The 22,744-nt window shown below is 69.7% G+C and carries 15 protein-coding genes; 6 read left to right on the top strand and 9 right to left on the bottom strand.

Annotation, left to right across the window (positions count from 1 at the left end):
* Positions 1-127: 127 nt before the first annotated feature.
* Both FRAQA3DRAFT_RS22200 and FRAQA3DRAFT_RS22195 read left to right on the top strand, forming a co-directional pair.
* Positions 128-1,537 (top strand): cytochrome ubiquinol oxidase subunit I, encoded by a 1,410-nt coding sequence (locus tag FRAQA3DRAFT_RS22200; RefSeq protein ID WP_009741295.1) that lies wholly within the window; start codon positions 128-130, stop codon positions 1,535-1,537.
* Positions 1,534-2,550, top strand: a complete 1,017-nt coding sequence (locus tag FRAQA3DRAFT_RS22195; RefSeq protein ID WP_009741294.1) for a cytochrome d ubiquinol oxidase subunit II — start codon at positions 1,534-1,536, stop codon at positions 2,548-2,550. The genes FRAQA3DRAFT_RS22200 and FRAQA3DRAFT_RS22195 overlap by 4 nt, the downstream gene beginning before the upstream one ends.
* Before the next feature lie 127 nt (positions 2,551-2,677).
* Here the strand turns inward: FRAQA3DRAFT_RS22195 and FRAQA3DRAFT_RS38920 are convergent, their stop codons facing one another.
* The 8 genes from FRAQA3DRAFT_RS38920 to FRAQA3DRAFT_RS22155 all read right to left on the bottom strand — a co-directional run bounded on the left by FRAQA3DRAFT_RS38920 (position 2,678) and on the right by FRAQA3DRAFT_RS22155 (position 10,401).
* The gene (locus tag FRAQA3DRAFT_RS38920) at positions 2,678-2,875 is read right to left on the bottom strand and encodes a hypothetical protein (RefSeq protein ID WP_369809373.1); all 198 of its coding nucleotides are present in this window, start codon (positions 2,873-2,875) and stop codon (positions 2,678-2,680) included.
* A gap of 251 nt (positions 2,876-3,126) precedes the next feature.
* Positions 3,127-5,178: an ABC transporter substrate-binding protein gene (locus FRAQA3DRAFT_RS38915; RefSeq protein WP_369809475.1), complete on the bottom strand. Its 2,052-nt coding sequence runs from the start codon at positions 5,176-5,178 to the stop codon at positions 3,127-3,129.
* A 165-nt stretch (positions 5,179-5,343) separates the two neighbouring features.
* A complete protein-coding gene (locus FRAQA3DRAFT_RS22175; RefSeq protein ID WP_009741293.1) occupies positions 5,344-6,369 on the bottom strand; it encodes an LLM class flavin-dependent oxidoreductase in 1,026 nt (341 codons plus the stop codon).
* Entirely contained in the window at positions 6,370-7,713 is a 1,344-nt protein-coding gene (locus tag FRAQA3DRAFT_RS22170; RefSeq protein WP_009741292.1) for an NtaA/DmoA family FMN-dependent monooxygenase, read from the bottom strand.
* Positions 7,714-8,159: 446 nt separating this feature from the next.
* Complete coding sequence (locus tag FRAQA3DRAFT_RS35360) at positions 8,160-8,333, bottom strand: hypothetical protein (protein ID WP_009741291.1); 174 nt, start codon at positions 8,331-8,333, stop codon at positions 8,160-8,162.
* Between the two features lie 107 nt (positions 8,334-8,440).
* Positions 8,441-9,085, bottom strand: a complete 645-nt coding sequence (locus tag FRAQA3DRAFT_RS22165; protein WP_009741290.1) for a TetR/AcrR family transcriptional regulator — start codon at positions 9,083-9,085, stop codon at positions 8,441-8,443.
* A gap of 117 nt (positions 9,086-9,202) precedes the next feature.
* Positions 9,203-10,195 carry an alpha/beta hydrolase gene (locus FRAQA3DRAFT_RS22160; RefSeq protein WP_009741289.1) on the bottom strand — a complete coding sequence of 331 codons (993 nt, stop codon included), beginning with the start codon at positions 10,193-10,195 and terminating at the stop codon, positions 9,203-9,205.
* Entirely contained in the window at positions 10,192-10,401 is a 210-nt protein-coding gene (locus FRAQA3DRAFT_RS22155) for a hypothetical protein (protein ID WP_035921320.1), read from the bottom strand. Before FRAQA3DRAFT_RS22155 ends, FRAQA3DRAFT_RS22160 begins: the two co-directional genes overlap by 4 nt.
* A 534-nt stretch (positions 10,402-10,935) precedes the next feature.
* Between FRAQA3DRAFT_RS22155 and FRAQA3DRAFT_RS31745 the strand changes: the two genes are divergently transcribed.
* Positions 10,936-12,576, top strand: a complete 1,641-nt coding sequence (locus tag FRAQA3DRAFT_RS31745; RefSeq protein ID WP_009741288.1) for a serine/threonine-protein kinase — start codon at positions 10,936-10,938, stop codon at positions 12,574-12,576.
* 77 nt (positions 12,577-12,653) lie between these two features.
* Here FRAQA3DRAFT_RS31745 and FRAQA3DRAFT_RS22145 read toward each other — a convergent pair whose 3' ends face one another.
* Complete coding sequence (locus tag FRAQA3DRAFT_RS22145) at positions 12,654-13,670, bottom strand: GTP-binding protein (protein WP_009741287.1); 1,017 nt, start codon at positions 13,668-13,670, stop codon at positions 12,654-12,656.
* 620 nt (positions 13,671-14,290) lie between these two features.
* Between FRAQA3DRAFT_RS22145 and FRAQA3DRAFT_RS22140 the strand changes: the two genes are divergently transcribed.
* The 3 genes from FRAQA3DRAFT_RS22140 (at position 14,291) to FRAQA3DRAFT_RS22130 (ending at position 22,572) form a co-directional block, all read left to right on the top strand.
* Entirely contained in the window at positions 14,291-14,575 is a 285-nt protein-coding gene (locus FRAQA3DRAFT_RS22140) for a hypothetical protein (protein WP_009741286.1), read from the top strand.
* A 303-nt stretch (positions 14,576-14,878) separates the two neighbouring features.
* A complete protein-coding gene (drmD, locus tag FRAQA3DRAFT_RS22135; RefSeq protein ID WP_009741285.1) occupies positions 14,879-18,241 on the top strand; it encodes a DISARM system SNF2-like helicase DrmD in 3,363 nt (1,120 codons plus the stop codon).
* Positions 18,238-22,572: a type IIL restriction-modification enzyme MmeI gene (locus FRAQA3DRAFT_RS22130; RefSeq protein ID WP_009741284.1), complete on the top strand. Its 4,335-nt coding sequence runs from the start codon at positions 18,238-18,240 to the stop codon at positions 22,570-22,572. Before drmD ends, FRAQA3DRAFT_RS22130 begins: the two co-directional genes overlap by 4 nt.
* The last annotated feature ends 172 nt before the right edge of the window (positions 22,573-22,744 follow it).

Here is a 22,744-nt window from a genome sequence, read left to right as displayed (position 1 = left end):
GCGAGGGCCACGCGGCGGCCGTCCTCCGTCACGGACCGCGCCATCGACATGTCGCCGGATGACTACCTTCGGACCTCACATCCAGCAAACCAACCGCAGGGCAGTGCAGGACAGGGAGGCCGGGACCATGCGGGACCTCCTGGCCGGTGTGCTGGCCCAGGGGGCGACACCGGGTGACCTGGCGGCGGCACGGACACAGATGGCCTTCTCGCTGGGGTGGCACATCATCATCGCCTGCTTCGGGGTCGGTATGCCGGCCCTGACGGTGTTCATGGAGTGGCGGGCCCTGCGTACCGGCGACGTGGCCTATGAGTCACTGGCCCGCACCTGGGCGCGGGCGATGGGGGTGCTGTTCGCCGTCGGAGCGGTCTCCGGCACGATTCTCAGCTTCGAGATGGGCCTGTTGTGGCCCGGCCTGATGGGCAGGTTCGGCGACGTCATCGGCCTGCCCTTCACCCTGGAGGGATTCGCCTTCTTCATCGAAGCGATCTTCCTGGGAATCTACCTCTACGCCTGGGACCGACTGCGACCCTGGGTGCATGTTCTCACCGGGCTTCCTATCATTATCGCCGGGGTCGCCTCGGCGTTCTTCGTGGTCACCGCGAACGCCTGGATGAACCAGCCCCGCGGCTTCGACATCTCCAACGGAGAGGTCACCGGAGTGCGCCCGTGGGAAGCGATGTTCAACCCGGCCACCCCGCCGCAGACCGTGCACATGATCATCGCCGCGCTCATGGTCGCCGGCTTCGGCACCGCCGCCGTCTACGCCGTGGCGCTGCTGCGCGGCAAACGAGACCGGCACCATCGGCTGGGATTCCTGGTCCCGTTCACCGCCGCCGCGGCGCTGGCCCCGGTCCAGGTGGTCGTGGGTGACTGGGCGGCGCATTTCCTGGCGGAGTTCCAGCCCCTCAAGCTCGCCGCGATCGAGGGGCTGCCCCGCACCACGGCAGGCGCGCCACTCTCACTGGGAGGCGTCTACGCCGACGGGGAACTGCGCCATGCCCTGGAGATCCCCAACGCGTTGTCCCTGCTCGCGCACTGGGATCCCGACGCGGTCGTGCTCGGCCTCGACCAGGCGCCCGCCGAGCTACAACCACCGGTCAACGTGGTGCACCTCAGCTTCCAGCTCATGGTGGGCATCGGGTTCGCCCTCGTCGCGCTCGGCATGTGGCTTGCGCTGGCCTGGTGGCGCCACCGCGACCTGCCCCACAGCCGCTGGTTTCTCCGAGCGGCGGCGGTGGCCGGGCCAGCCGCCGCGCTGGCGGTCGAGGCCGGATGGGTGGTTACCGAGGTCGGCCGGCAGCCCTGGGTCGTCTACAACGTCCTGCTCACCCGCGACGCGGTCAACCCGCAACCCGGCCTGCTGGCCGGCCTGCTGATCGTCCTGACGGTCTACGCGGCCCTCACAGTCGCCACGATCTACGTACTGCGGCGCCTCGCCCGCCTCGGCCCCGTACCCGCACGAGCCGTGGCACCCCAGGAAAGCCCGCCCGGACCCGCCCACACGGACGCGGACGCGGACGGAACCAGATCATGACCGCCGCGGACACGCTGCTCGTGGTGCTGTGGATCGGGCTCACGCTCTACACCCTGTTCGGCGGCGCCGATTTCGGCGGCGGCCTCTGGGACCTGCTCGCCGGCAGGGCCGACCGAGGCCAACCCCAGCGGGACCTGATCGAACACTCCATCGGACCAGTGTGGGAAGCAAACCACGTCTGGCTGATCTTCGTGATCACTCTGTTCTGGACGTGCTTCCCCGCCGCGTTCGCCCCGTTCGCGGCCACCCTCTACATCCCGCTGACTCTCGCGGCCCTGGGCATCATCGCCCGCGGCGCGGCGTTCGCCTTCCGCAAGGTCAGCGACGAACTGTGGCAGCGACGCATGTTCGGAGCGGCGTTCGCCTTCTCCTCGGTGGTCACCCCATTCTTCCTCGGAACCACCCTCGGCGCGGTCGCCTCCGGGCGGATACCACCAGACATCCCCGAGGGAGACATTCTGGCCAGCTGGTGGAACCCGACCTCGATCACCACCGGCGTCATCGCCGTGGTCACCACCGCCTACCTCGCCGCGGTCTACCTCACCGCCGACGCCCGCCGCGCCCGCGAGCCCACGCTGACCGAGGCATTCCGACGCCGCGCTCTGATCACTGGCCTGCTCCTGGGCGCGCTCACCCTGGGCGGGCTCCCCGTCCTGCGCGCCGACGCCCCCCACCTGTTCGACGGGCTCACCGGCAAGGCGCTTCCCCTGGTCATCACCAGCGGCACGGCCGGCGTCCTGTCCCTGGCGCTGCTGCTGGCCCGGCGCTACCTGCTCGTCCGCCTCACCGCGGCCCTCGCGGTCACCGGCGTGCTCTGGGCCTGGGGCATCGCCCAGTACCCGAGCATGCTCCCCGGCCTCACTGCCCACGCCGCCGCCAGCGGCACTACCGTTCTCCACCCGGTGCTGTGGGCGCTCGCCATCGGCGCAGCCCTGCTCATCCCCTCCCTGATCTATCTCTACTTGGTATCCCAACGTGAGAAGACCCCGCACGTGGAACATTGCGATCATTGAAATGAGGCGATGTGCGCGGCGCGCGCGTTCACTGGCGACGGGCGGTCCGTGACGATCGGAGTGTCAGTCGTAGCAGATGGTCATCGGCGATCCCCGCGGCCACGGGGATCGCCGTTACCCCCTTCGATCAGACTTGCTGGGGCTCACCGCCGACCGGTCTGGCGGTGTCTTCGATCTGGGCGTGGATGTCGCTACGCAGCTGCGTGACCAGCCCACGGGCGGTGCCGGCGTCGACGCGGAGGCGTTTGCGCAGTGTCTCCGCGGAGATCGGGCGCTGGTGCTGCTGCCAGTGCAGCACATCTTCAGCCCGCGCTCGATGAAGCATGTCCTGCTCCCATGCACCCGAACCATTCCGATGACTCCTCGCGCCTGCAGAGGGCGTCGCAGCCCTGGCACTCGGGCGAGCCTGCGCGGGCAGCGCGCGCTGATCCACCACCGTCGATTCATGCGAATCCTCCGCGGTGCGTGAAGCCGGCAGGGGTGCGCGTGTCCCCGTCTCCTGCATGGCCTGGATCAGTCCAGGACCGACTTTTGCCAACCAATCATCAGCAGCGGGCCGACGGCGTCGACGCGGCCTTACCGTACTGGCCGGCGATCAACGATTCCACGACATTGAGGGTCAATGTGACCAGACTGGCGAAGATGAGCAGACGCCGAGCGGACCGTTGCACATCGGCGGGACCGCCGTACAGCGGGCGCCAGCTGACGGGTACCCAGCAACAGCCCGACCACAGAAAAATCCACCGCCGGGGCTACCACGGGCGCAATAAGGATCGGGACACCCGAACACGGACCGAGGGCAAAATAATTCCCAAAACCAAAACGGAACGCCAACGCCACCACGGCCCCGATCGCCACGGTCGCGAATTTCGCGGCGTATGCAGGCCCGGCAACACCCGAGGACTCGTCACGGGACACGGCCGACGATATTTCCCGCCGAATATTCACCGGGCACCGCCTCCGACGGGCAGCCATACGGCCATCCCGACCGACCATCCCGGCGCGGCATCGAGCCAAGCCAAATCGATGCTCAAATATGGTCGTGGTCCCCGCGTCAAACCCAGGCAGCCGATCTCCTCGGGGCGAGGGACGTTGCGGGCGCGGATGCGGCGACGCCCAGTACCCAGCGTGGACTCCAGTCGGCTTAGGTCGACGTTGGACCGGCGCAGCCACCCGCAGAGGGTACGGACCTGCTCGGGTATTGGGGTGGGCGAAAGGGCTGCCGCCCAGGCCGGCACAGTGCTCTCGCGCTCGTGCCGAGGTGTAGCAACGGGTGTAGCAACGGCAGCAGCCAAGCACGCACGTCGGCGGTCCTCCACAGCCGAGAGCACACGTCCACGGACACCGACAACACGGCCAGTTCGGCCTGAAAAGCGGAAGGTCGGCGGTTCGACCCCGCCCCTGCCCACCACCGTGCTGCACCTTCGCGTAGAGCGCGTTCTGGGCCGCGGTGTTCTGCGTGCGCAGGGCATTGTCGAGCCACCCGTCGATCTCCGCGTCCCTGATGCGGGTGGTGTTCGCTCCGCCGTCGGCCGGAAGCTCGGTCGAGTAGAACAGCGTGCGCAGCACCGAGGCGTCGGTCGCGGTGGCCGCACCGGCGCCGATGTCGTAGTCACCGGAACCGAGCGCCTGCACGATCCCCGCTGTTGCCAGCGGGTGAAGGACGAGTTCGATCCCGATCTGCTTGAGGGCGTCCTTGAGCGCCGTGTGGTAGTTCTTCTGCTCCGCCGTGGTGAACTCCGCCGCGTAGGCCAGTGTCGCGCTCAGCCGCTGGCCGTTGCGGGTGCGATAGCCGCCGCCGTCGGTCGCGGTGAACCCCGCCTTCGTCAGCAGGCTCACCGCGCGGTTCTTGTCGTAGCTCCAGGTGTTCTCCACCGAGCGGTCGTAACCGGGAGTGGAGGAGGTCAGCGCCGACCAGCCGTTGCTGTACGCACCCTGGAACAGCCCCTGGGTGATGGTCCTGACGTCGACCCCGGACTGGACGGCGAGCCGCACGTCCCGCTCGTTGAAGGGAAACGTGGTGGTGTTGAGGGCGTACGTGAAGGGCGCCCCGATCTTGTCCCGGTCGACCAGCTTGATGCCGGGCTGCCTGCGCAGTTGCGCGACCCGGGCGGCGGGCACCTGGTCGGCGATGTCGAGCTGCCCGGAGGTGAGCGCGCCGACCCGGGCGGCGTCGTCGGTCAGGAACTCCACCGTGTACTGATCGAGATAGGCGTCGCCCTGATGCGGCGCCGAGGCCGGTGCCCACCGGTAGTCCTTGCGGCGGGTGAACACCGCCTGCTGGCCGGGGGTCAGCCTGGAGAACACGAACGGGCCGGTGCTGACCACCGATTTCCCGCCGGAGCCGATGTCCGCGGCATGCTCGCGCAGCACGACCGGCGAGTGGAAGCCCAGATACGCCGACGCGAGGCCGCCCAGGAGCGGCGAGTAGGGCGTGCTCAGACGGACGACCACGGTGTGCTCGTCGACCACGTCGGTCCGCTGGTAGGGGCCGAGCAGGGTCTTGGCGTTGCGCGACTTCGTCGCCGGCGCCACGACATGGTCGAAGTTCGCCTTCACCGCCTGGGCATCGAACGGCGTCCCGTCCTGGAACGTGACGTCGTCGCGGAGGACGAACGTGTAGCTCAGGGCGTCATCGGAGACCTTCCAGGACTTGGCCAGCCAGGGCCAGCGAGCTCGCCGACAAGGCGAGGAAGTTCCTGCGGGTAGGCATGAAAGGACCCCCGTTTCTCGTGGTCAGATGAATCAGGCGGACCGGATGCGCCCCGCGGACGGCGAACGCCGTGAACCGCGCTACCTCGCGGGCACCGGACCCAGGCCGGCGGCCATCGCCAGGCGCCGCAACGAGTTCCGTCGATCCTCGGGATCGTGGATGTTGGAGATGGCCATCACCTCGTCGGCCCCGCTGGCCGCGACGAGTTCGGCAAGCCGCCCGGCCACCCGGTCGACGCCGCCGACCACGTCGCCGCGGAAATCCAGCGTGTCGCGCGCGGCCAGCTGAGCGTCGGTGAGACGCCGGGCCAGCGCCCGCTCGACGGGCTCGAGCGGGCTGGGGTTGCCGGTGAGGTGGTCGAGCACGGCGAGCCGCTCGGGGGCGGCGAGGGCCTGCGCGTGCTCGTCGTCCTCGCCGACCCAGACCCGCACGGCGAGGATCCCCAGCGGCCGGGCTCCCTCGGCGGCCGGCACGAACGACTCGCGGTAGCGGCGCAGCGCGCGGGCGGCCACCGCCGGGTCCTGGTAGACGCAGAAGAAGCCGTACCCGAGCCCGGCCCGTGCCGCGAGCTCGGCGCTGCCGACACTGGAGCCGAGCAGGAACACCGGAGGCAACGGGACCGCGGCCGGTGACGCGACGAGCGCTCGGTACGGATCATCGGCGGGAAGGTCCCAGCGCCCGCCGACGCCGAGCAGTTGCCGCAGGTGGTCGCCGAACCTCTCGAGTCCGTCCGGGGTGCGCAGCAGCGCGTCGCGGGTGGGGTCGTCCCCGGTCCCGGTGGACCGGCCCACCCCGAGATCGATCCGTCCCGGATGCAGCGCCTCGAGGGTGCGGAACTGCTCGGCGACGTGCAGGGGCGAGTGGTTGGGCAGCATGACGCCGCCGGAGCCCACGCGTATCCGGCTCGTCCGGTCGGCGATGTGGCCGATGAGGATCTCCGGTGCCGCGATCGTCATGTTCCGCACGCCGTGGTGTTCGGCCAGCCAGAACCGGGTGTAGCCGAGCTCGTCGGCGAGCTGGGCGAGCGCGGTCGAATGACCGAGGCTCCGCGCCGGGGTGGTCTCCTCGGACACGGGGCCCTGGTCGACGATGGAGACGGCGACCATCTACAGCGCCCGTGCCAGCGGCCGCCGGGCCGCGACGGCCGGGATCGGGAGCCCGTAGTGCTCCCGCAACGTCGTCCCGCGATAGTCCGAGCGGAAGATGCCACGCCGCCGCAGGATCGGCACCACCTGGTCCACGAGCGCCGGCAGCCCGTCGACGGTGACGTCCGGCATGAGGGTGAACCCGTCGACCACCCCGGCGGCGAACCAGGTCTCGATCACATCGGCGACCTGTTCGGGGTCGCCCACCGCGACGACGTGCCCTCCACCGCCGCCCCGGCGGATGATGTCGCGCACCGTGTGCCCCGCCGCGGCGAGGCGGGCGAACGGGCGGGCGTGGCCGCGCACGTGCACCAGGCTCTCCCGCAGGGTCGGCGGAACCGGGCGGTCCAGCTCCAGATCGTCGGCGGGCAGGCCGAGCTGCGCCGCGAGGGCCCGCAGAGAGCCGCGCGGGTCGGACAGCTCGTCGAGGGCCTGGCGCCGTTCGAGTGCCTCTCGCTCGGTGCCACCGACAGAGGTGACGAGTCCGGGCAGGAACCGCACCGAATCCGGCGGACGGCCCAGACCTGCCGCCCGGGACCGGACGACGTCCAGATCCGCACGGGCCGTGTCCAGGTCCACCACGGCCGTGAACATCGCCTCGCCGGTCCGCGCGGTGAGCGTGCGCACCTCGTCGGACACCCCCGCGTGGTACAGCACCGGGTAGCCCTGTTCGGACGGGGGAAGGCTGAGCGGTCCCCGGACGCTGAAGAACGTGCCCTGGTGGTCGATCGGCCTGATCCGGGCCATGTCGGCATACCGCCCGGATTCCACGTCCGCGACCAGGGCGTCGGGTGCCCAGCTGCGCCACAGGTCGAGCACGACCGCGACGAACTCCTCGGCCCGGGCATAGCGCGTCTGGCTGCTCGGCTCCTGTGCGACGAAGTTCGCCGAGACCCGTGGACCCGAGGTGGTCACGGCGTTCCAGCCGGCCCGGCCGTGACTGATCAGGTCCAACGCCCGGAACCGACGGGCGATGTTGAACGGTTCGTTGAACGTGGTGGACGCCGTGCCGACCAGCCCGATCCGCTCGGTGACCGTGGCCATCGCGGTCAGGATCAGCGTCGGCTCTAGGCCGTTGAGCTGCGGGTAGTCGTCGATGTCGGCGTGCAGGCCCGGCACGTCGGCGAGAAAGATCGAGTCCAGCCGTCCGCGCTCAGCGATCTTCGCGACCTCGAGGTAGCCCTCGATCCGAGCGAACGCGAGTGGGTCGGAGCCCGGCCACCGCCACGCTCCGGGATGGTGCCCGGCCGCCACCGGATGAACGCTCAGGTGTAACTCGCGCCCACGCAGATCCGACAACGACACCACTGTGCTCCTTCAGGATCATTGGTCGCCTGCACGGCACGGCGCTCGTGCGGCACAGGCTGGACAGTCGAACGCGGCGCCGCCGGCGAGGCGCATGCGGCCACGGCGACGTGGCGCCTGCCTGTGCGGCCACGAGAATCCATGCGGCCATGAGAGCCCATGCGGCCATGAGAATCCATGCGGCCATGAGAGCCCATGCGGCCATGAGAGCCCATGCGGCCATGAGAGCCCATGCGGCCATGACGTTTCCGCCGGGCGGATTGCGGGTCGGTCCGGAGCGGCGTGGGCCGGTCGGCAGCGGGATTGCCGGCGCGTCAGCCTCTCAACCGAAAAGAAACATGAATCAGCGACTCGGCGGCCCGAAGCCACCAGATTCCTGAGTGTGCGCCGGCGGATATCCGCTTACCGGTCGTGGACGGCCGGGTCGGATCAGCCGGGGCCGAGGTTCAGCGGAATACCGGATGGAGGGAGGGACGAGAGTCGGGACAGGAAGCACTCACTACTGTGCCGAAATCCACATGCCGACGACGGAAGAAGTCGACCGCCGGCGGCGTGGAATCGCCGCCCGCGTCATTGGGGGCGGGCGGGATTTCGCTGTACGGCGAATCGCCGTCGCTCATCTCACTGCCTCCTTATCGGATGATCCGCCGCCGGTGGCAGCTTACCGGCGCGGTACTCCGCTTTGCAAGAGTCTGTCGAGGCAGGCCGTCTGTCCGCTCGCGACCCGCTAGGAGTCCATTGCTCTTCGTGTTTGGATGGTTCCTTGCTGTTCGCCCTGTTCTCTCGTCGGCGGGAAGGTCCGCAGCCCGTCGACCATCACGGTCAGCAGCGAACGCACGTGCGCGTCCCGGTCGGGGCTCTGCTCCTTGACCCAGGACAGGGCGCTGACCAGCGAGATGACCTCGTCCGTCCGCACGTCCGCCCGGACCTGCTCGGTCCGCTGTGCCCGGATGAGCAGCGACTCGGCGGCCAGGTCGACGGCCCGGCAGGACCTGTGCAGCTCCGAGCCCTCGTCCCGGGAACCGGCGAGCAGCGCCGCCGACACGCCCTGGTAGATGGCGACGTGGGAGATCAGGTCTGCCAGCCAGTCGAACAGCGCGGTGGCCGCGTCCGCGGCGCCGAGCAGCCGCTCGGCCTCGGCGCAGAGGGCCGCGGTCCGGTCGTGCAGCAGCGCCTCGAGCAGCGCGTCCCGGCTCGGGAAATGACGGAAGAGCGTGCCCGTCCCCACCCCGGCCCTGCGCGCCACCTCGTTGAGAGAGATGTCCCCGTCGCGGCTGGCCAGCGCCTCCCGGGCGACCTCCAGGATGCGTTCCCGGTTGCGGCGAGCGTGGGACCGCATCCGCCGTTCCTGGCTCTCCGCCTGGTCGACCACGCGAACCTCCCTGATCCTGGCCGGGCGCGTCGGCCGTCTGTCGAGACTACGAAGTTCCGCTGCCCGGTACGACCATTGGATGCTGCCAGGCGGGCTGCCCGCTCGGCATCATGTCGATCAGGTCAGCCGCACCCGCCTGTCCGCATCGACCGAGAGCCCGCGGGCCAGCGCGCGTAGCCGCTCCTCGGCCGCGCGACGCGACACTGCCGCAAAAGGAGCGAAAGTCTCCGCACCGTGGAAGGTGCCCGGAAACGAATGCACCTCGACGCTGACTCGGGCGGCCAGCAGCCGCAAGGCGTACAGGATTCCCTCGTCCCGGGCGGGATCCAGTTCCATCGTGCTGAGATAGGTGCTGGGCAGGCCACTGAGGTCCGTCGACCTGGCCGGAGCCGCATAGGGCGACACGTCCGGATCGCCGGGCCGCTGGTCCGGCCCCAGGTACGCCGTCCACGCGGCGGCCGCGCCGGCGCGGGTGAACCCCGGGGTGTCCACGAACCGCGCCATCGACTCGGTACTCAGCTTGTCGTCGAGCAGCGGAACGTCGAGCAGTTGGAACACGAGGGGAACCTCCCCCTCGTCCCGGGCCAGCAGCGCCGTACCGGCCGCGAGGGCGGCGCCGGAACTCGCCCCGCCGACGGCGATCCGGCTCTCGTCCAGGCCGAGGCTCCGAGCAGCGTGGTACACGTGCCGAAGAGCCGCATAGCAGTCGTGGAGCGGACCGGGGAAAGGCGTCCCGGGGGCGAGCCGATACTCGACGTTGGCCACGGCGATGTCCAGGCGCGAGGCGATCTCCGCGCAGAACGGGTCGAGTGCCTCCGCGCTCCCGGCCGTGAATCCGCCTCCGTGGATCCACAGGAACACGGGCAGGTTGGGCGGCCGCCGCTGCGGGCGGAACAGCCGTACCGGTACCGCGGGGTCTCCGGGGGCCGACAGGTCGACGGCCTCGACCGGCGGTAGTTCGGCACGTGCCAGCTGCGCCGCGACCTCGGCCTGCGCCTGCTCCCGCACGCGCGTGAAAACATCCGGCTTGCCGCTGGTCAGGGCGTCGGCGACGGCGGCGAGTTCTGGGTCGAGGGTACGCGGACGAGGCGCGCCGGAAGACGTGGTCATCCTCTCGCCAGGGCGATCGGCAGCAGGGTCAGTGCCGCCACGGCGAAGACTGTTCCGGCCAGGGCCTGCTGCAGGAATGTCCCCGCGGCGAGCAGGAACACCGCGGCCAGGATGGGCATCCGGATACACCGCCCGCCGAGTTCGCTCCGCGCCGTGGCGATGCCGAGAACGAAGTCGAGTAGCCGAACTGGTGGGAACGCATACACGGACCAATCCTGCCAGATCGTCAGCTGTATATCCGGCGACTGTGGCTGGGCGGCAGCTCCGCCGGTTGATCGTTGCGGCGCAGGACGCGGACCATGGAATGCGGCTCGGCGGGCACCCCGTCGCGGTACGAAAGCCTGTCGTCTCGATCAGCGGACCGCGGGCGTCGACCTTGGCCACCGGACCCACTCCGTCCCGGACGGTCAGATAAACATTGTCCGATGCGGCCCGTCATCGGCGGCAAGCCCGAGACCACGGGAAGTCGGGCGGTTGGGTTCCCGTGGCCGTTTCCGTCCGCCGGCTGGCGGCCGCATACCGTCAGGGTGGGACGGAACGCACTGATGGGCCGTGCTCTGTCTTCGTTCGGGCCTTGCCGGAGGCCGGGTGACGATTTTGTCGGCCGTTGGGCGGAGGCGGAGAGTTCCGGTCCTCCCAACCGACGCCTCCGGATCCCGCGATGCCGGCACCGGGAGAATCGGACGAACTCGGAGGATGTGACATCCGCACCCACGGTCGGGCCCGATGAGGTGGAGCCGATGACTCGCAGCAGCGCGGACGCCGGCGTCGCGACGGAGACTGCCGCGGTCGACCAGCCCGGCTCGCCGCTGCGCGCGGCGGACCCGGTGGCGATCGGCGATTTCCGGGTCCTGCGCCTGCTCGGCGAGGGCGGCATGGGGACGGTCTATCTGGGCGAGTCCTCGACTGGCCGGCTTGTTGCCATCAAGGTCATTCGTCCGGAATATGCGGCCGTAACGGAGTTCCGGGAACGTTTTCGCCGGGAGACGACCCATGCCCGGCAGGTCGCCGGATTCTGCACCGCCGAGGTGCTGGACGCGTGTCCGGACGCCGAGTTTCCGTATCTGGTCACCGAGTTCGTTCCCGGACCGACCCTCAGCAGGGCGGTGATGGCCGGCGGCCCGCTGTCACCCGCCGATCTGGAACGCCTCGGTATCGGGGTGGCGTCGGCGTTGACGGCGATCCACGCGGCCGGCATCGCACACCATGACCTCACCCCGTCGAATGTCCTGCTGCCTCCCGCGGGACCGCGGGTGATCGATTTCGGCATCGCGAACGCGCTCGGGACGACCGCGCCGGTCGACGATGACGCCGCATGGATCGGCACGCCCGGGTACATGGCGCCGGAGCAGGCCCACGGTGATCAGATCGGCGCGGCGGCGGACGTGTTCGCCTGGGCGGGGGTGATGGTCTTCGCGGCGACCGGCCGGCCCCCCTTCGGGGACGGTGCGCCGGACGTGCTGCTACACCGGACGCTGCACGAGGAACCCGACCTGTCCGGCGTGCCGGCCGGGATGATCGATCTGGTCCGACGCGCGTTCCAGAAGGAACCGGACGCCCGGCCGACCGCGGGTGAGGTGCTGCTGGGCCTGCTCGGCGGTACGGGAGACGACTCGGCGCCGGCCGTCGCCCGGGCCCTCGACGGCTGGCGCGCCGGCCAAACAAGCGAACCGGGGGCGGAGGCGGACCAGCCGTCGACGCGCCGGGCGGCTCTGCGACCCGGGCCGACGGCCGACCGGCGCGGTGGTCGCCGCCGGCGGGCCGCCGTACTGGCGACCGCCGCCGCCCTGCTGGCCCTGATCGCCACGGCGGTGCCGATCGCACTGGGTGCCGATCGGGAGCAGGCGTCCCCCTCGACGTCCATCGGCGCGCAAGCCGGCTGGCTGCCCGCCGTTTCGCCACCGCTGCCTCATCAACCGGGTGGGGGCGGCACCGCGCCGGCGATCGACGTGAGCCCCGAAGCCGCCAGCAAGGTTCTCACCACGCCGGACGACGGTGCGCCGGACGACGGTGCGCCGGATGACGGTGCGCCGGATGAGACGGCAGCGATCGTCGCCGAGCCCGCGGGGCGGACATCCCCGCCCCCAGCGGCGACGCCGGCGTCCCAGCCGCGAGCCACCGCATCGGTTCCCTCGGCGCGAGTCCCGGCGCCGCGGGAAGCCACCCCGTCGACGTCGGGAACTGTCCCGCAGCCACCGGGAACCCCGCCGACGGTCACCATGATCACGCCCGGTCCGGCGGCCGCAGGCTCGGCGACGGCCGACCCCGACCGAGCCCGGACGTTCTCGCGGCCGGGGCGCGACAAAACTCCGTTCAGCCGGGACAACCGTTACAAATGGTACCCCCGATACGGGCCTAGTCGGTACGAACCCGGCGGTTAGGGAGCGGCGCGAAGGCGTTCACACCCAGCACCCGCGGTACCCGTAACGGCGGGAGAGGCCGCCGCGCATACAGGTGCTCAGGTGCTAAGGCGCCGGTATCGGGCGAGGCGGCGTACCCCGTCCGCGGCGGGGCGGCCGGTGCAGGGCTTCAGGGCCGCCTCGAGACGGGTGCGGACGGTGGACTGGTCGAGACGCATGCCGATCGCGACCAGACCGCTGGGACCTTCCGTCACGGGTTTGACCGCGACGTGGATCTGTCGCCCGACGACATTGACGACATAGCCGCGCAGGCTGCGCCCGGTGTCCACGGTCATGGTGCCCTTGAGCCGGTAGATGTCCGCGGGTGGGTCCTCAAGCAGGTCGACCAGCCGGCCGGGATCCACCGGGCCGGTGGCGGGCACGGTCACCGCGTTGACGTGCGGGTGCGGCTCGTCATCGTGGTCGTGCCTGGCCAGGGCTGCGAGCGGGAGTTCGTCGACCGGGTCGTGCGGGCTCGCGGCGTCGAACACGAGTACCGGGTCGATGCGGCCATGGGTTGTGTCGACGACGTGTGCGTGGGGGTTGCTCTCGCGTACCCGGCCGGCGATTCGCGCCACCGTCTCGGCCCGGTGCGCCAGCGGAATCCGGTCGGTTTTGTTGATCAGGACGAGCGAGGCCGACGCGAACCGGGCCGGCGGCAGCCCGCCCGTGTCGACGGTGTCGAAGTAGGCGGCGGCATCGATCACGTCGACGAGACCGCCGGGGCGCACGCGGTCCACGCCGCTGAACCGGATGAGCCTGGCCAGATGTGGCGGGTCGGCCACGCCGCTGGCCTCCACGATCACCGCGTCCAGCCGCAACCGCGGATGGGTCAGTTTCTCCAGCGCCTGGTCCAGGCCGTCCGTGTCCGGCAGGCAACACAGGCAGCCGCCCGCGATCGAGGCCGGCTGGTCCACCTGACCGGTGACCAGCGCGGCATCGACGTTGATCGCTCCGAAGTCGTTGACCACTACCCCGAGGCGCGCTCCAGGCGCCTGGAGCAGGTGGTTGAGCACCGTCGTCTTGCCCGCGCCCAGGTAGCCGGTGAGCGCGATCACAGGTACCCGCACGCCCATCCCCACCCGCCTCCTCCCGTGCCGCGTTCAGCCGGTGGCTCGATCTGTAGCGCCTGGTGTAAAGATCCCGGACTCGGGCTACGAAGACTATCTACACGAGCTGCCCGTCGACCTGGCGTGCCGGACCGGTCACCCTTCGGCGGGAGGTCGTCGGTCGGCGGTTCGTCGCACCGCTGGCGCAGCACACCCTGAGCAGCGTGCGGGAACGGATCGCCACGAGCCACCCCGCCGAGGGTGCTCTCGAAAAGGGAACCTCTCCAGAAATCCTGCGGATTCTTCTCGCCATCAAAGGTCATCTGGCCCTGGCGTGGTGGGGTCGGGTGGGAGCCGTAGGTCCCTGCCACCAGAGGGGAGAAGTGTCGTCGCCCCCAACGGTCATCTTCGGATTTCTTGCTAGAGTCGGCGCGTGGGCGACAGCGCCGGTCAACAGGCAGCGAGGTCGGTTACCAGATTTCGCGGAATCCGTGAACGGCGCGGCAGGAATCGCGATGCGTTCGCCACCCTTACGGGTATCTCCCGGCCTGTGCTCACCGGCATTGAAACCTCTTTGGCTCGGCAACTGAGAAGTTTGGCCGGGCGGTCGTGAAAAACGTCCACGGATACTCCGGAAGGAAATTCCCGTGAGCAGCAAGCTCAACTGGCTCGTCTGCAAGGTCGGCTGCATCGAATGCGGCATGATAGAGGATCCGGCGCTGAGGATCATTGGAGTGTATGCAGACGAACAGCAAGCTATTGCCGCCGCGCGCAGTGCTGCCCAAACGATCGCGCAACGTTGGGGGATGACTAATACCGACGAGCCATACCCGGTGAACGCGGCCGAGATGCTGGGTTCGCGAATGGGCGCCGGCTGGATGTGGACACCCGCAGACCACGAGCAGGTCTTCGCGGTGCAGGTCCCGTCCTGACAGCTCGGTTGCGTGCGGGTGGCGAACCTGCTGTGAGGTGGTGGTCCAGCTTCGACGAGCTGCTCGAGTGCGCCGCAGCGTTGGGCGCCCGCGCAGCTTCGGGCGCTCCGCGACTCCCTGCCGCGAGATGATCGCAGGCAGGCATCGGCCTAGCTTGTGAATCGGATTCACAGTCGCTACACTTCTCTTGGATGTCTGGTTGGTCGCGGATGTGTGGGTGTCCGCCGCCGGCGGGCCGCCACGGGCGCGGGCGTGGCTCGGTGTCCTGCCAGAATGATCGGGCTGTCCACGAGGGGGATGAGGATGCCGGGTTTGACCACGGAGCGTGCGCCATCACGTCACGGCGCAGTATCGGCGGGGGCGGGGTTGCCCGGCATCGGGGCGTTGGTCGAGGTGCGGGGGCAGAAGTGGGTGGTCGCGGAGACCGACGCCCAGGCCGCGCCGGAGAGTGGGGGAGCGCACCGCGGCTCGGGGGCGGCCGTGCCGAGTTCCCTCGTCACTCTGCAGAGCGTCGAGGACGGTCGGTACGGGCAGACGATCGAGGTGATCTGGGAGGTCGAACCGGGCCGGCGCGTCCTGCCCAGCGGCTCCCTGCCCGAGGTGACCAGGGGCGGCTTCGACTCGCCGGAACGGCTCGCCGCGTTCCTCGACGCCATTCGCTGGTCGGCGGTGACCTCGGCGGACGCCCGCCGGCTCCAGGCTCCGTTCCGCTCGGGGGTGGCGGTCGAGGACTACCAGCTCGAGCCGGTGGCCCGGGCCCTCGAGGCGCCGCGGGTGAACCTGCTGCTCGCCGACGACGTCGGCCTGGGCAAGACGATCGAGGCGGGGCTGGTCGCCGAGGAGCTGCTGCTGCGTCATCGGGCCCGGCGGATCATGATCGTCTGCCCGGCCGGGCTGACCTTGAAGTGGCGCGACGAGATGGCCGAGAAGTTCGGTCGCGAGTTCACCGTCATCGACGCGGAGCTGTGTGCCGCGGTCCGCCGCTCGCATGGCAGCGCGGCGAATCCCTTCGAGGTTTATCCGCTCACGATCGTCAGCCTGCCGTGGCTGCGCGGCCCGAAGGCGCAGCGGCTGCTCGACGAGGTGCTTCCCGGCGACGGCCAGCCGACCTATCCGCGCACGTTCGATCTGCTCATCCTCGACGAGGCGCATCACGTCGCCCCGGCCGCGCCGAAACAGGTCTACGCGGTCGACTCCCAGCAGACGAAGCTGATCCGAAGGCTCGCCCCGCATTTCACCCACCGGCTGTTCCTGTCCGCCACTCCGCACAACGGCTACCTGGCGTCGTTCACCGCCCTGCTGGAGATCCTCGACGACCAGCGGTTCGCCCGCGGGGTGGCACCGGACCGCAAGGCGGTCGAGGAGGTGGTGGTCCGCCGGCTGAAGGGTGGCATCGAGAACGCGGACGGCACGCCGCGGTTCTCCCCGCGCCGCTCCATCGACATGCCGGTGGTCTATCCGGACAGCGAGCGGGAGATCCACGGCCTGCTCAAGGAGTTCTCCGCGCTGCGCCGGGTCCGGCTGAACACCGAGCGCGGCCGGAAGGCGACCGACCTGGTGACGTTGCTGCTGAAGAAGCGGCTGTTCTCCTCCCCGGCCGCGTTCGCGCACACCGTCGCCGTCTACCGGGAGACCCTCGTGGCGCGGCAGGGACGGCCGGGCCGGGCGGGCCGGGCGGGTTCCGCCGGCGGTTCGCAGGTTTCCGGTGGCCTCGGCGGGTTCGACGGCGGGTTCGACGACGACCTCGACGAGGTGCCGGAGTGGTTGGAGGACTACTTCGACGATGTCGCGACCCTCGACGACACCCAGCTCGCCGAGGCCGAGGACGACGCGCTGGACCGGGTCCGCCCGATGCAGCCGGACCCCACCGACTCCGAGATCGCGCTGCTGGAACGGATGCAGCGCTGGGGGGACGCCCACGAGGCCGAGCCGGACGCGAAGGCCCGCGCCCTGCTCGACTATCTGGCGGCGGTCTGCCGGCCGGACGGGAAGCTCTGGCTGAACGAGCGGGTCGTCGTCTTCACCGAGTACCGCGACACCCAGATCTGGCTCGCCGGCCTGCTGCGCCAGGAGGGGCTCGGCGGGCAGCGGCTGGGCCTGCTGCACGGCGGCCTGCCCACCGACGAGCGCGAGCAGCTCCGGCTGGCCTTCCAGGCCGACCCGAGCGAGCACCCGGTGCGGATCCTGCTCGCCACCGATGCGGCCAGCGAGGGCATCGACCTGCAGAACCACTGCCACCGGCTGGTGAACTACGACATCCCGTTCAACCCGAACAAGCTGGAGCAGCGGATCGGCCGGATCGACCGGTACGGCCAGCGCCACTCCCCGGAGATTCGCCACTTCGTGGGCTCCGGGTGGACCGGTGCGGTCGACTCCTACGAGGCCGACCTGGAGTTCCTGTCCCGGGTGGTGAAGAAGGTCGCGCAGATGAAGGCCGACCTCGGGTCCGTGAACGCGGTGCTGTCCGATCGGGTGCAGCGCCGGATGCTCGGCGAACGGGTCGCCGACCCGGCCGACCTCGACGTCACGATCGACGCGGCGGCCGCGAAGGACGAGGCGGTCCCGGTCGCCGAGAACGTGCGGGAGCAGGTGCGCCGGCTGCGCGCCACCCTGGACGACACGGTCCGCGATCTCGGCCTCACCCCGCGGGCGGTGCAGCGGGTGGTGAGCACGGCGCTGGACCTCGCCCGCCAGCAGCGGCTGACGCCGCATGTCGACGAGCGCGGCGACCTGTTCGGCGATCACCTCCCCGGCATCCCCGGCACGCCGAACGGTGACCCGGGCGACGGGATGTTCGACGTGCCGACGCTGACCGGCTCCTGGGCACGCGCCTCGGCCGGGCTGACCGAGAAGCTGCACCGCGACGGCGCCCCGCCGCGCCAGCTGCCCATCACGTTCGACGCGGCGGTGGTGCGGGGCCGCGACGACGTCGTGCTCGCCCACCTGGGCCACCGGCTGGTGGACATGTCCACACGGCTGCTGCGCGGCGCCGTCTCCAACGCCGACGTCGGCCTGCACCGGGTGACCGCCGTGCAGACCGACGATCCACGCTGCGAGGAGGTGCTCGTCGGCGCGTTCTCCCGGTTCGTGCTGGTCGGCGCGGACGGGGTGCGGCTGCACGAGGAGGTGTTGCAGGCCGGCGGCTGGCTGCCGGCGGCCGGCCGGTTCCGCCGGCTGGAGAACCTCACCGTTCTCGGGGAGATCGTCGGCTCGGCCCTCGCCGCCGGCCGTCCCGTCACGAAGGAGACCCAGGAGCGTCTCGCCGAGCGCTGGCCGGCGGCGCGCGAGGGCGTGCTCTCCGCCCTGAACTGGCGGACGAGGACGCGCCAGGAGTCGCTGACCCGCATCCTGGCCCAGCGCCAGAGCGCCGAGGAGGACCGCATCACCGCGATCCTGGACCAGTTCGCGAGCACGCTCCGCAAGGCGCTCAAGAATCCCGAGAACGAGGAAGGCGTCCTGTTCAGCCTGGAGCAGCTCACCAGGAGCCGGGAGGAGCTGGCCCAGTTCCGCAAGGACCGGCAGTCCTGGGAGGAACGCCTGCACCGGCTGGAACAGGAGAAGCAACGGGAGCTCGATGTGATCGCCGGCCGCTACCGTGACCCGCAGCAGCACCAGTTCCCGGTCGCGGTGGTCCTGGTCGTGCCGGCCCGGGAGGCAGGACGATGAGCGCGGGGACGGCAAGCGCAGGGACGGCGGGTGCGGGGACGAAGAGCCGCGGCCGCGGCGGTTCCGGTGGGCCCGGCGGTTCCGGGCGGCGGCGTCCCCCGGTCCAGGATGGGGCGGCGCAGCATCGCGACTGGCTGAGCCTGATCGACGTCAGCGGCCCGTTCCTCAGCCTGCCGGTGCTGCGGCGGGTCTGGCCGACGCTCGACGCGCTGGAGAAGAAGACCCGGGAGCGGCTGCGCCGGGAACACGCCGCCTGGCTGGACGCCCCGGCGGCCGGCCAGCGCGACTGGGCCCGCTTCGTGCTCGCCGAGCTGCTCGGCTGGGGCGACGCCCTGGTCTGGCCCGAGGCCGCCGGCCGGGTCGAGGCCGGGACCGTCGATGCCAGGACTGTCGATGCCAGGACCGATGCCAGGACCGAGACCGAGGCCGAGACCGAGGCCGAGACCGGGGCTGCCGACCCGCTGTCCGCGCTTGCCGTGGACGTCGATCAGCACGACACCCGCGTCGTCCCGTCCTTCGTCCTCGTCGATCCGAATGTCGACGTCGCCGGTGCCGGTGCCGGGGTGAAGCCGGACGCGGTGCGGCTGCTCGGCCTGGTCGTGGCGCCCGGGCAGTCGCCGACGGGGCGGATCGCCGGGCAGGCGTGGGCGGCGACCCCGGTGGACCGGGCGGCGCTGGCCTGCCGGCATCACGGCGTCGAGCTGGCGCTGGTCACGAACGGCCGACAGTGGGCGCTGGTCTGGGCGCCGCGCGGCGGGGTGACGACGACGGCGGTGTTCGACGCGGTGTCCTGGCCGGAGGCGGCCGAGCGGGACGTGGTGCGCGCGTTCGTCTCGCTGCTGTGCCGGCGCCGGTTCTTCGGCGTGCCGGACGCGGAAACGCTGGTCCCGCTGCTGAACGCGAGCCTCGGCAGCCAGGAGGAGATCACCGAGGCGCTCGGCATCCAGGTCCGCCAGGCCGTCGAACTGCTCGTCGCCGCCTTCGGCCGCTGGCACGTCGCCGAGCACGCCCGGGGCGGCATCGGGCTGCGCGACATCGGCGAGCACGACGTCTACCGTGGCGCCGTCGCGGTGATGATGCGGATCGTCTTCCTGCTCTACGCCGAGGAACGCGGCCTGCTGCCCGCGGACAACGAGCTGTACGCGGGCACCTACTCGGTCGGCCGGCTGTGCGCGGAGCTGGAACAGCAGCTTTCCGACGGCGCCACCGAGGACGACCTGGAGCAGTCGACGGCGGCCTGGCACCGGCTGCGCGCGGTGTTCACCGCCGTCTACACCGGCGTCGATCATCCCCGGCTGCGCATGCACGCCCACGGCGGTTCCCTGTTCGACCCGGGAACGCATCCCTGGCTGCCGCTCGGCGTCGACGACCGGACCGTCCTGCACATGCTGCGCGCCGTGCAGTACATCCAGGTCGGCTCCGGACGCTCGCGGGAGCGGCGGACGTTGAGCTTCCGGTCCCTGGACGTCGAGCAGATCGGCTACGTCTACGAGGGTCTGCTGTCCTACGACGCCCGTCGGGCCCCGGCCGGCGAGGTGATCGTCGGCCTGGTCGGCAAGGAGGGCCTGGAGGCCGAGGTCAGGCTGTCCGAGCTGGAGGAGCTGGCGTCGCGCCACCGCGGCCGGCCGCTGCTCGCCGCCGCTCTCGCCGAGAAGTTTGCGGCGAGTGGCCTCGGCTCGGCGAAGGCGGTCGAGAAGCGGCTGGTTCCGCTGGAGGCCGCCGAGCGGGAGGAGGCCCGCAAGGCCCTGCTCGCCGTGACCCGCGGGGACTACCCGACCGCCGAGCGGCTGCTGCCGTTCTACGGCCTGCTGCGCCGGGACCTGCGCGACCAGCCGGTGGTGATCCTCGAAAGCGGCCTGTACGTCACCGAGTCGCCGCTGCGCAAGAACACCGGCACGCACTACACGCCGCGCTTCCTCGCCGAGGAGGTCGCGAACAACGCCCTGGAGCCGCTGGTCTACGCGCCCGGTCCGTTGCAGACGGCCGACACCACCGCCTGGAAGCTGCGGTCCAGCACGGACATCCTCGCCCTGAAGGTCGCCGACATCGCGATGGGCTCGGCGGCGTTCCTCGTCGCCGCAGCCCGCTACCTCGGCGCTCGGCTCGTCGAGGCCTGGACGCTGGAGGGCGATCCCCGCGCCCGTGGACGGTCGGACGCGAGCCTGCCCGGGCACGACGAGACCGGCGAGTGGCTGGGTCGGGACGCCGAGGAGGACGAGGTCGTCGTCGAGGCCCGCCGGGCGATCATCGAGCACTGCCTGTACGGGGCGGACATCAACGAGATGGCCGTCGAGATGGCGAAGCTGTCGCTGTGGCTGGTCTCCATGGACACCCGCCGCCCCTTCACCTTCCTCGACGACAAACTCGTCGCCGGCGACTCCCTGCTCGGCATCACGTCCCTGGACCAGCTCGAATACATGCACCTCGACCCGGCCAAGGGCCGCGAGATCCACGAGGACGAAGACCGTCCGGATTTCTTCCGCTGGACGTTCGGCGTACGCGAACTGGTCCGGGACGTCGCCGCCGAGCGCCGCGAGCTCGTGGAAACGGACGGATCGACGCTCGAGGGCTTGGACGAGAAGGAGAGGCTGCTCGACGATGCAATGAAGCGCACGGCCCAGGTACGGCTGTTCGCCGACGCCCTGATCGGCGCCACCCTAGCCCGCGCCGGCCGAGGGGAACGCGGCCAGAAGATCGCCTCCCAGGAGGCGGCCAAGCTCGCGGCCGACGTCGCTGAGGGCGGCGAGGGCATGGACGACGCCAAGCGCGAAATTAAGCGTTGGCTGGCGACCGACTATGTCGACGGCAGCTTCAATCGAGAGCCAATCCACTGGCCCTTGGTCTTCCCCGAGGTCTTCGAGAAGGGTGGCTTCGATGCCATCGTCGGAAACCCACCCTTCCTGCATGGCTCCCGTATAACTGGCTCATCGGGCGTTGCCTATCGCGACTACTTGGTTGCGAACATCGCATTTGGTGCTCGGGGTAATGCGGATCTTGTCGCCTACTTTTTTCTTAGGGTGCACCGCATCATAGCCGAACACGGTCATGTGGGTCTTATTGCCACGAATACCCTTGCGCAGGGCGATAGTCGAGCGGTCGGCCTAGATCGCATTCTGTCTGGTGGCGTTTGTATACGGCGAGCAATCAAGAGTGCGCCGTGGCCATCGAAGTCGGCCACCCTAGAGTTCTGTGCCGTGTGGACTAGCATGGACAAAATTGGGGAAAGCGCTAGACCGCTACTTGATGGGAATTTGGTCAAGGAAATTTCCTCATCCCTTGATATCTCGGACTCGGGTCCGAGGACTTTCTATCGACTTGCTAAAAGTGCAAAACTTGTGCATTATGGAACATATGTTCACGGCACCGGATTTACGGTTGAACCCGGCCTGGCGGCCAACTGGATCAAAAGTAACTCTAAAAGTAAAGAGGTGTTGTATCCTTATCTAAATGGACAGGATCTCAATAGTAATCCGGACTTCGAAGCGAGTCGATGGATTATTAACTTTCGGACTATGCCTTTGGAGTGTATTGCCGAGTATCCGAAGGAGCATGCGTGGATTTTGCAAAAAGTAAAACCGGAGCGAATGAAGAGCGGTACGAGACAGCTAAGGGAACTCTGGTGGCAGTATAAAAGGCCAACGCTCGAGCTTTTTGAGGTACTCAACCGTCTTGATCAAGTGGTGGTTATTGCAGCCACAAGCAGTCTCGCGATGCCCGCGATGGTGGCCGCCAGGCAGGTATTTTCACATGCTCTCATCGTTTTCCCGACTGCAGATCCTGCAATGCTGAACCTCCTATCGAGTGCGCCTCATTATTGGTGGGCATATTCTCGTGGGTCGTCGCTGAAAGGTGACCTTCGGTACACTCCTTCGGACGTCTTCGAGACGTTTCCTTTGCCGATGCTCTCTGGCGATATGCAGAAGCTCGGGGAGCGTCTAGACGCGTTCCGGCGGGAGGTTATGTTGGGGCGGCAGTCGGGGTTGACGAAGACGTACAATTTGGTGTTTGATTCTGCTTGTAAGGATGCCGATATCGTTGAGTTGCGGGAGATTCATCGGCTTATCGACGAGGCTACCTTCCGGGCGTACGGCTGGGACGACATGATCGAGCGGGGGCTCGATCACGGCTTTCACCCGGCCGGGAAGTACACGCGGTACACGATCGGGCCGTGGGCGCAGCGGGAGGTGCTCGACCGGCTCCTCGAGCTGAACCACGTCCGGTATGCCGAGGAGGTCGCCGCCGGGCTGCATGAGAAGGGCGCCAGGAAGAAGGGCGCCCGCGCCAAGCCAGCCGCTGCCGCACCGCCAGGCGAGGCCCTGTTCGACCTGTAAGTCCGTGCTCGCCCGACCCTGTCCGTCGTGATCTGCGGCGGGTCGGTTAGGACAGGCGGCCGGTCGGCGGACGGAGACATCGTCCGTCTCCGCCGGCCGCACCACCGCCGAAGGCCGGGACAGCCTTCGGCCTACCCGCCGGTCGTCATCATCAAGCAACCCGGCGGGGACT

Origin of the sequence: Frankia sp. QA3 (assembly GCF_000262465.1) — a bacterium.
Lineage (GTDB): Bacteria > Actinomycetota > Actinomycetes > Frankiales > Frankiaceae > Frankia.
This window is presented reverse-complemented; position numbering and strand designations above follow the sequence as displayed.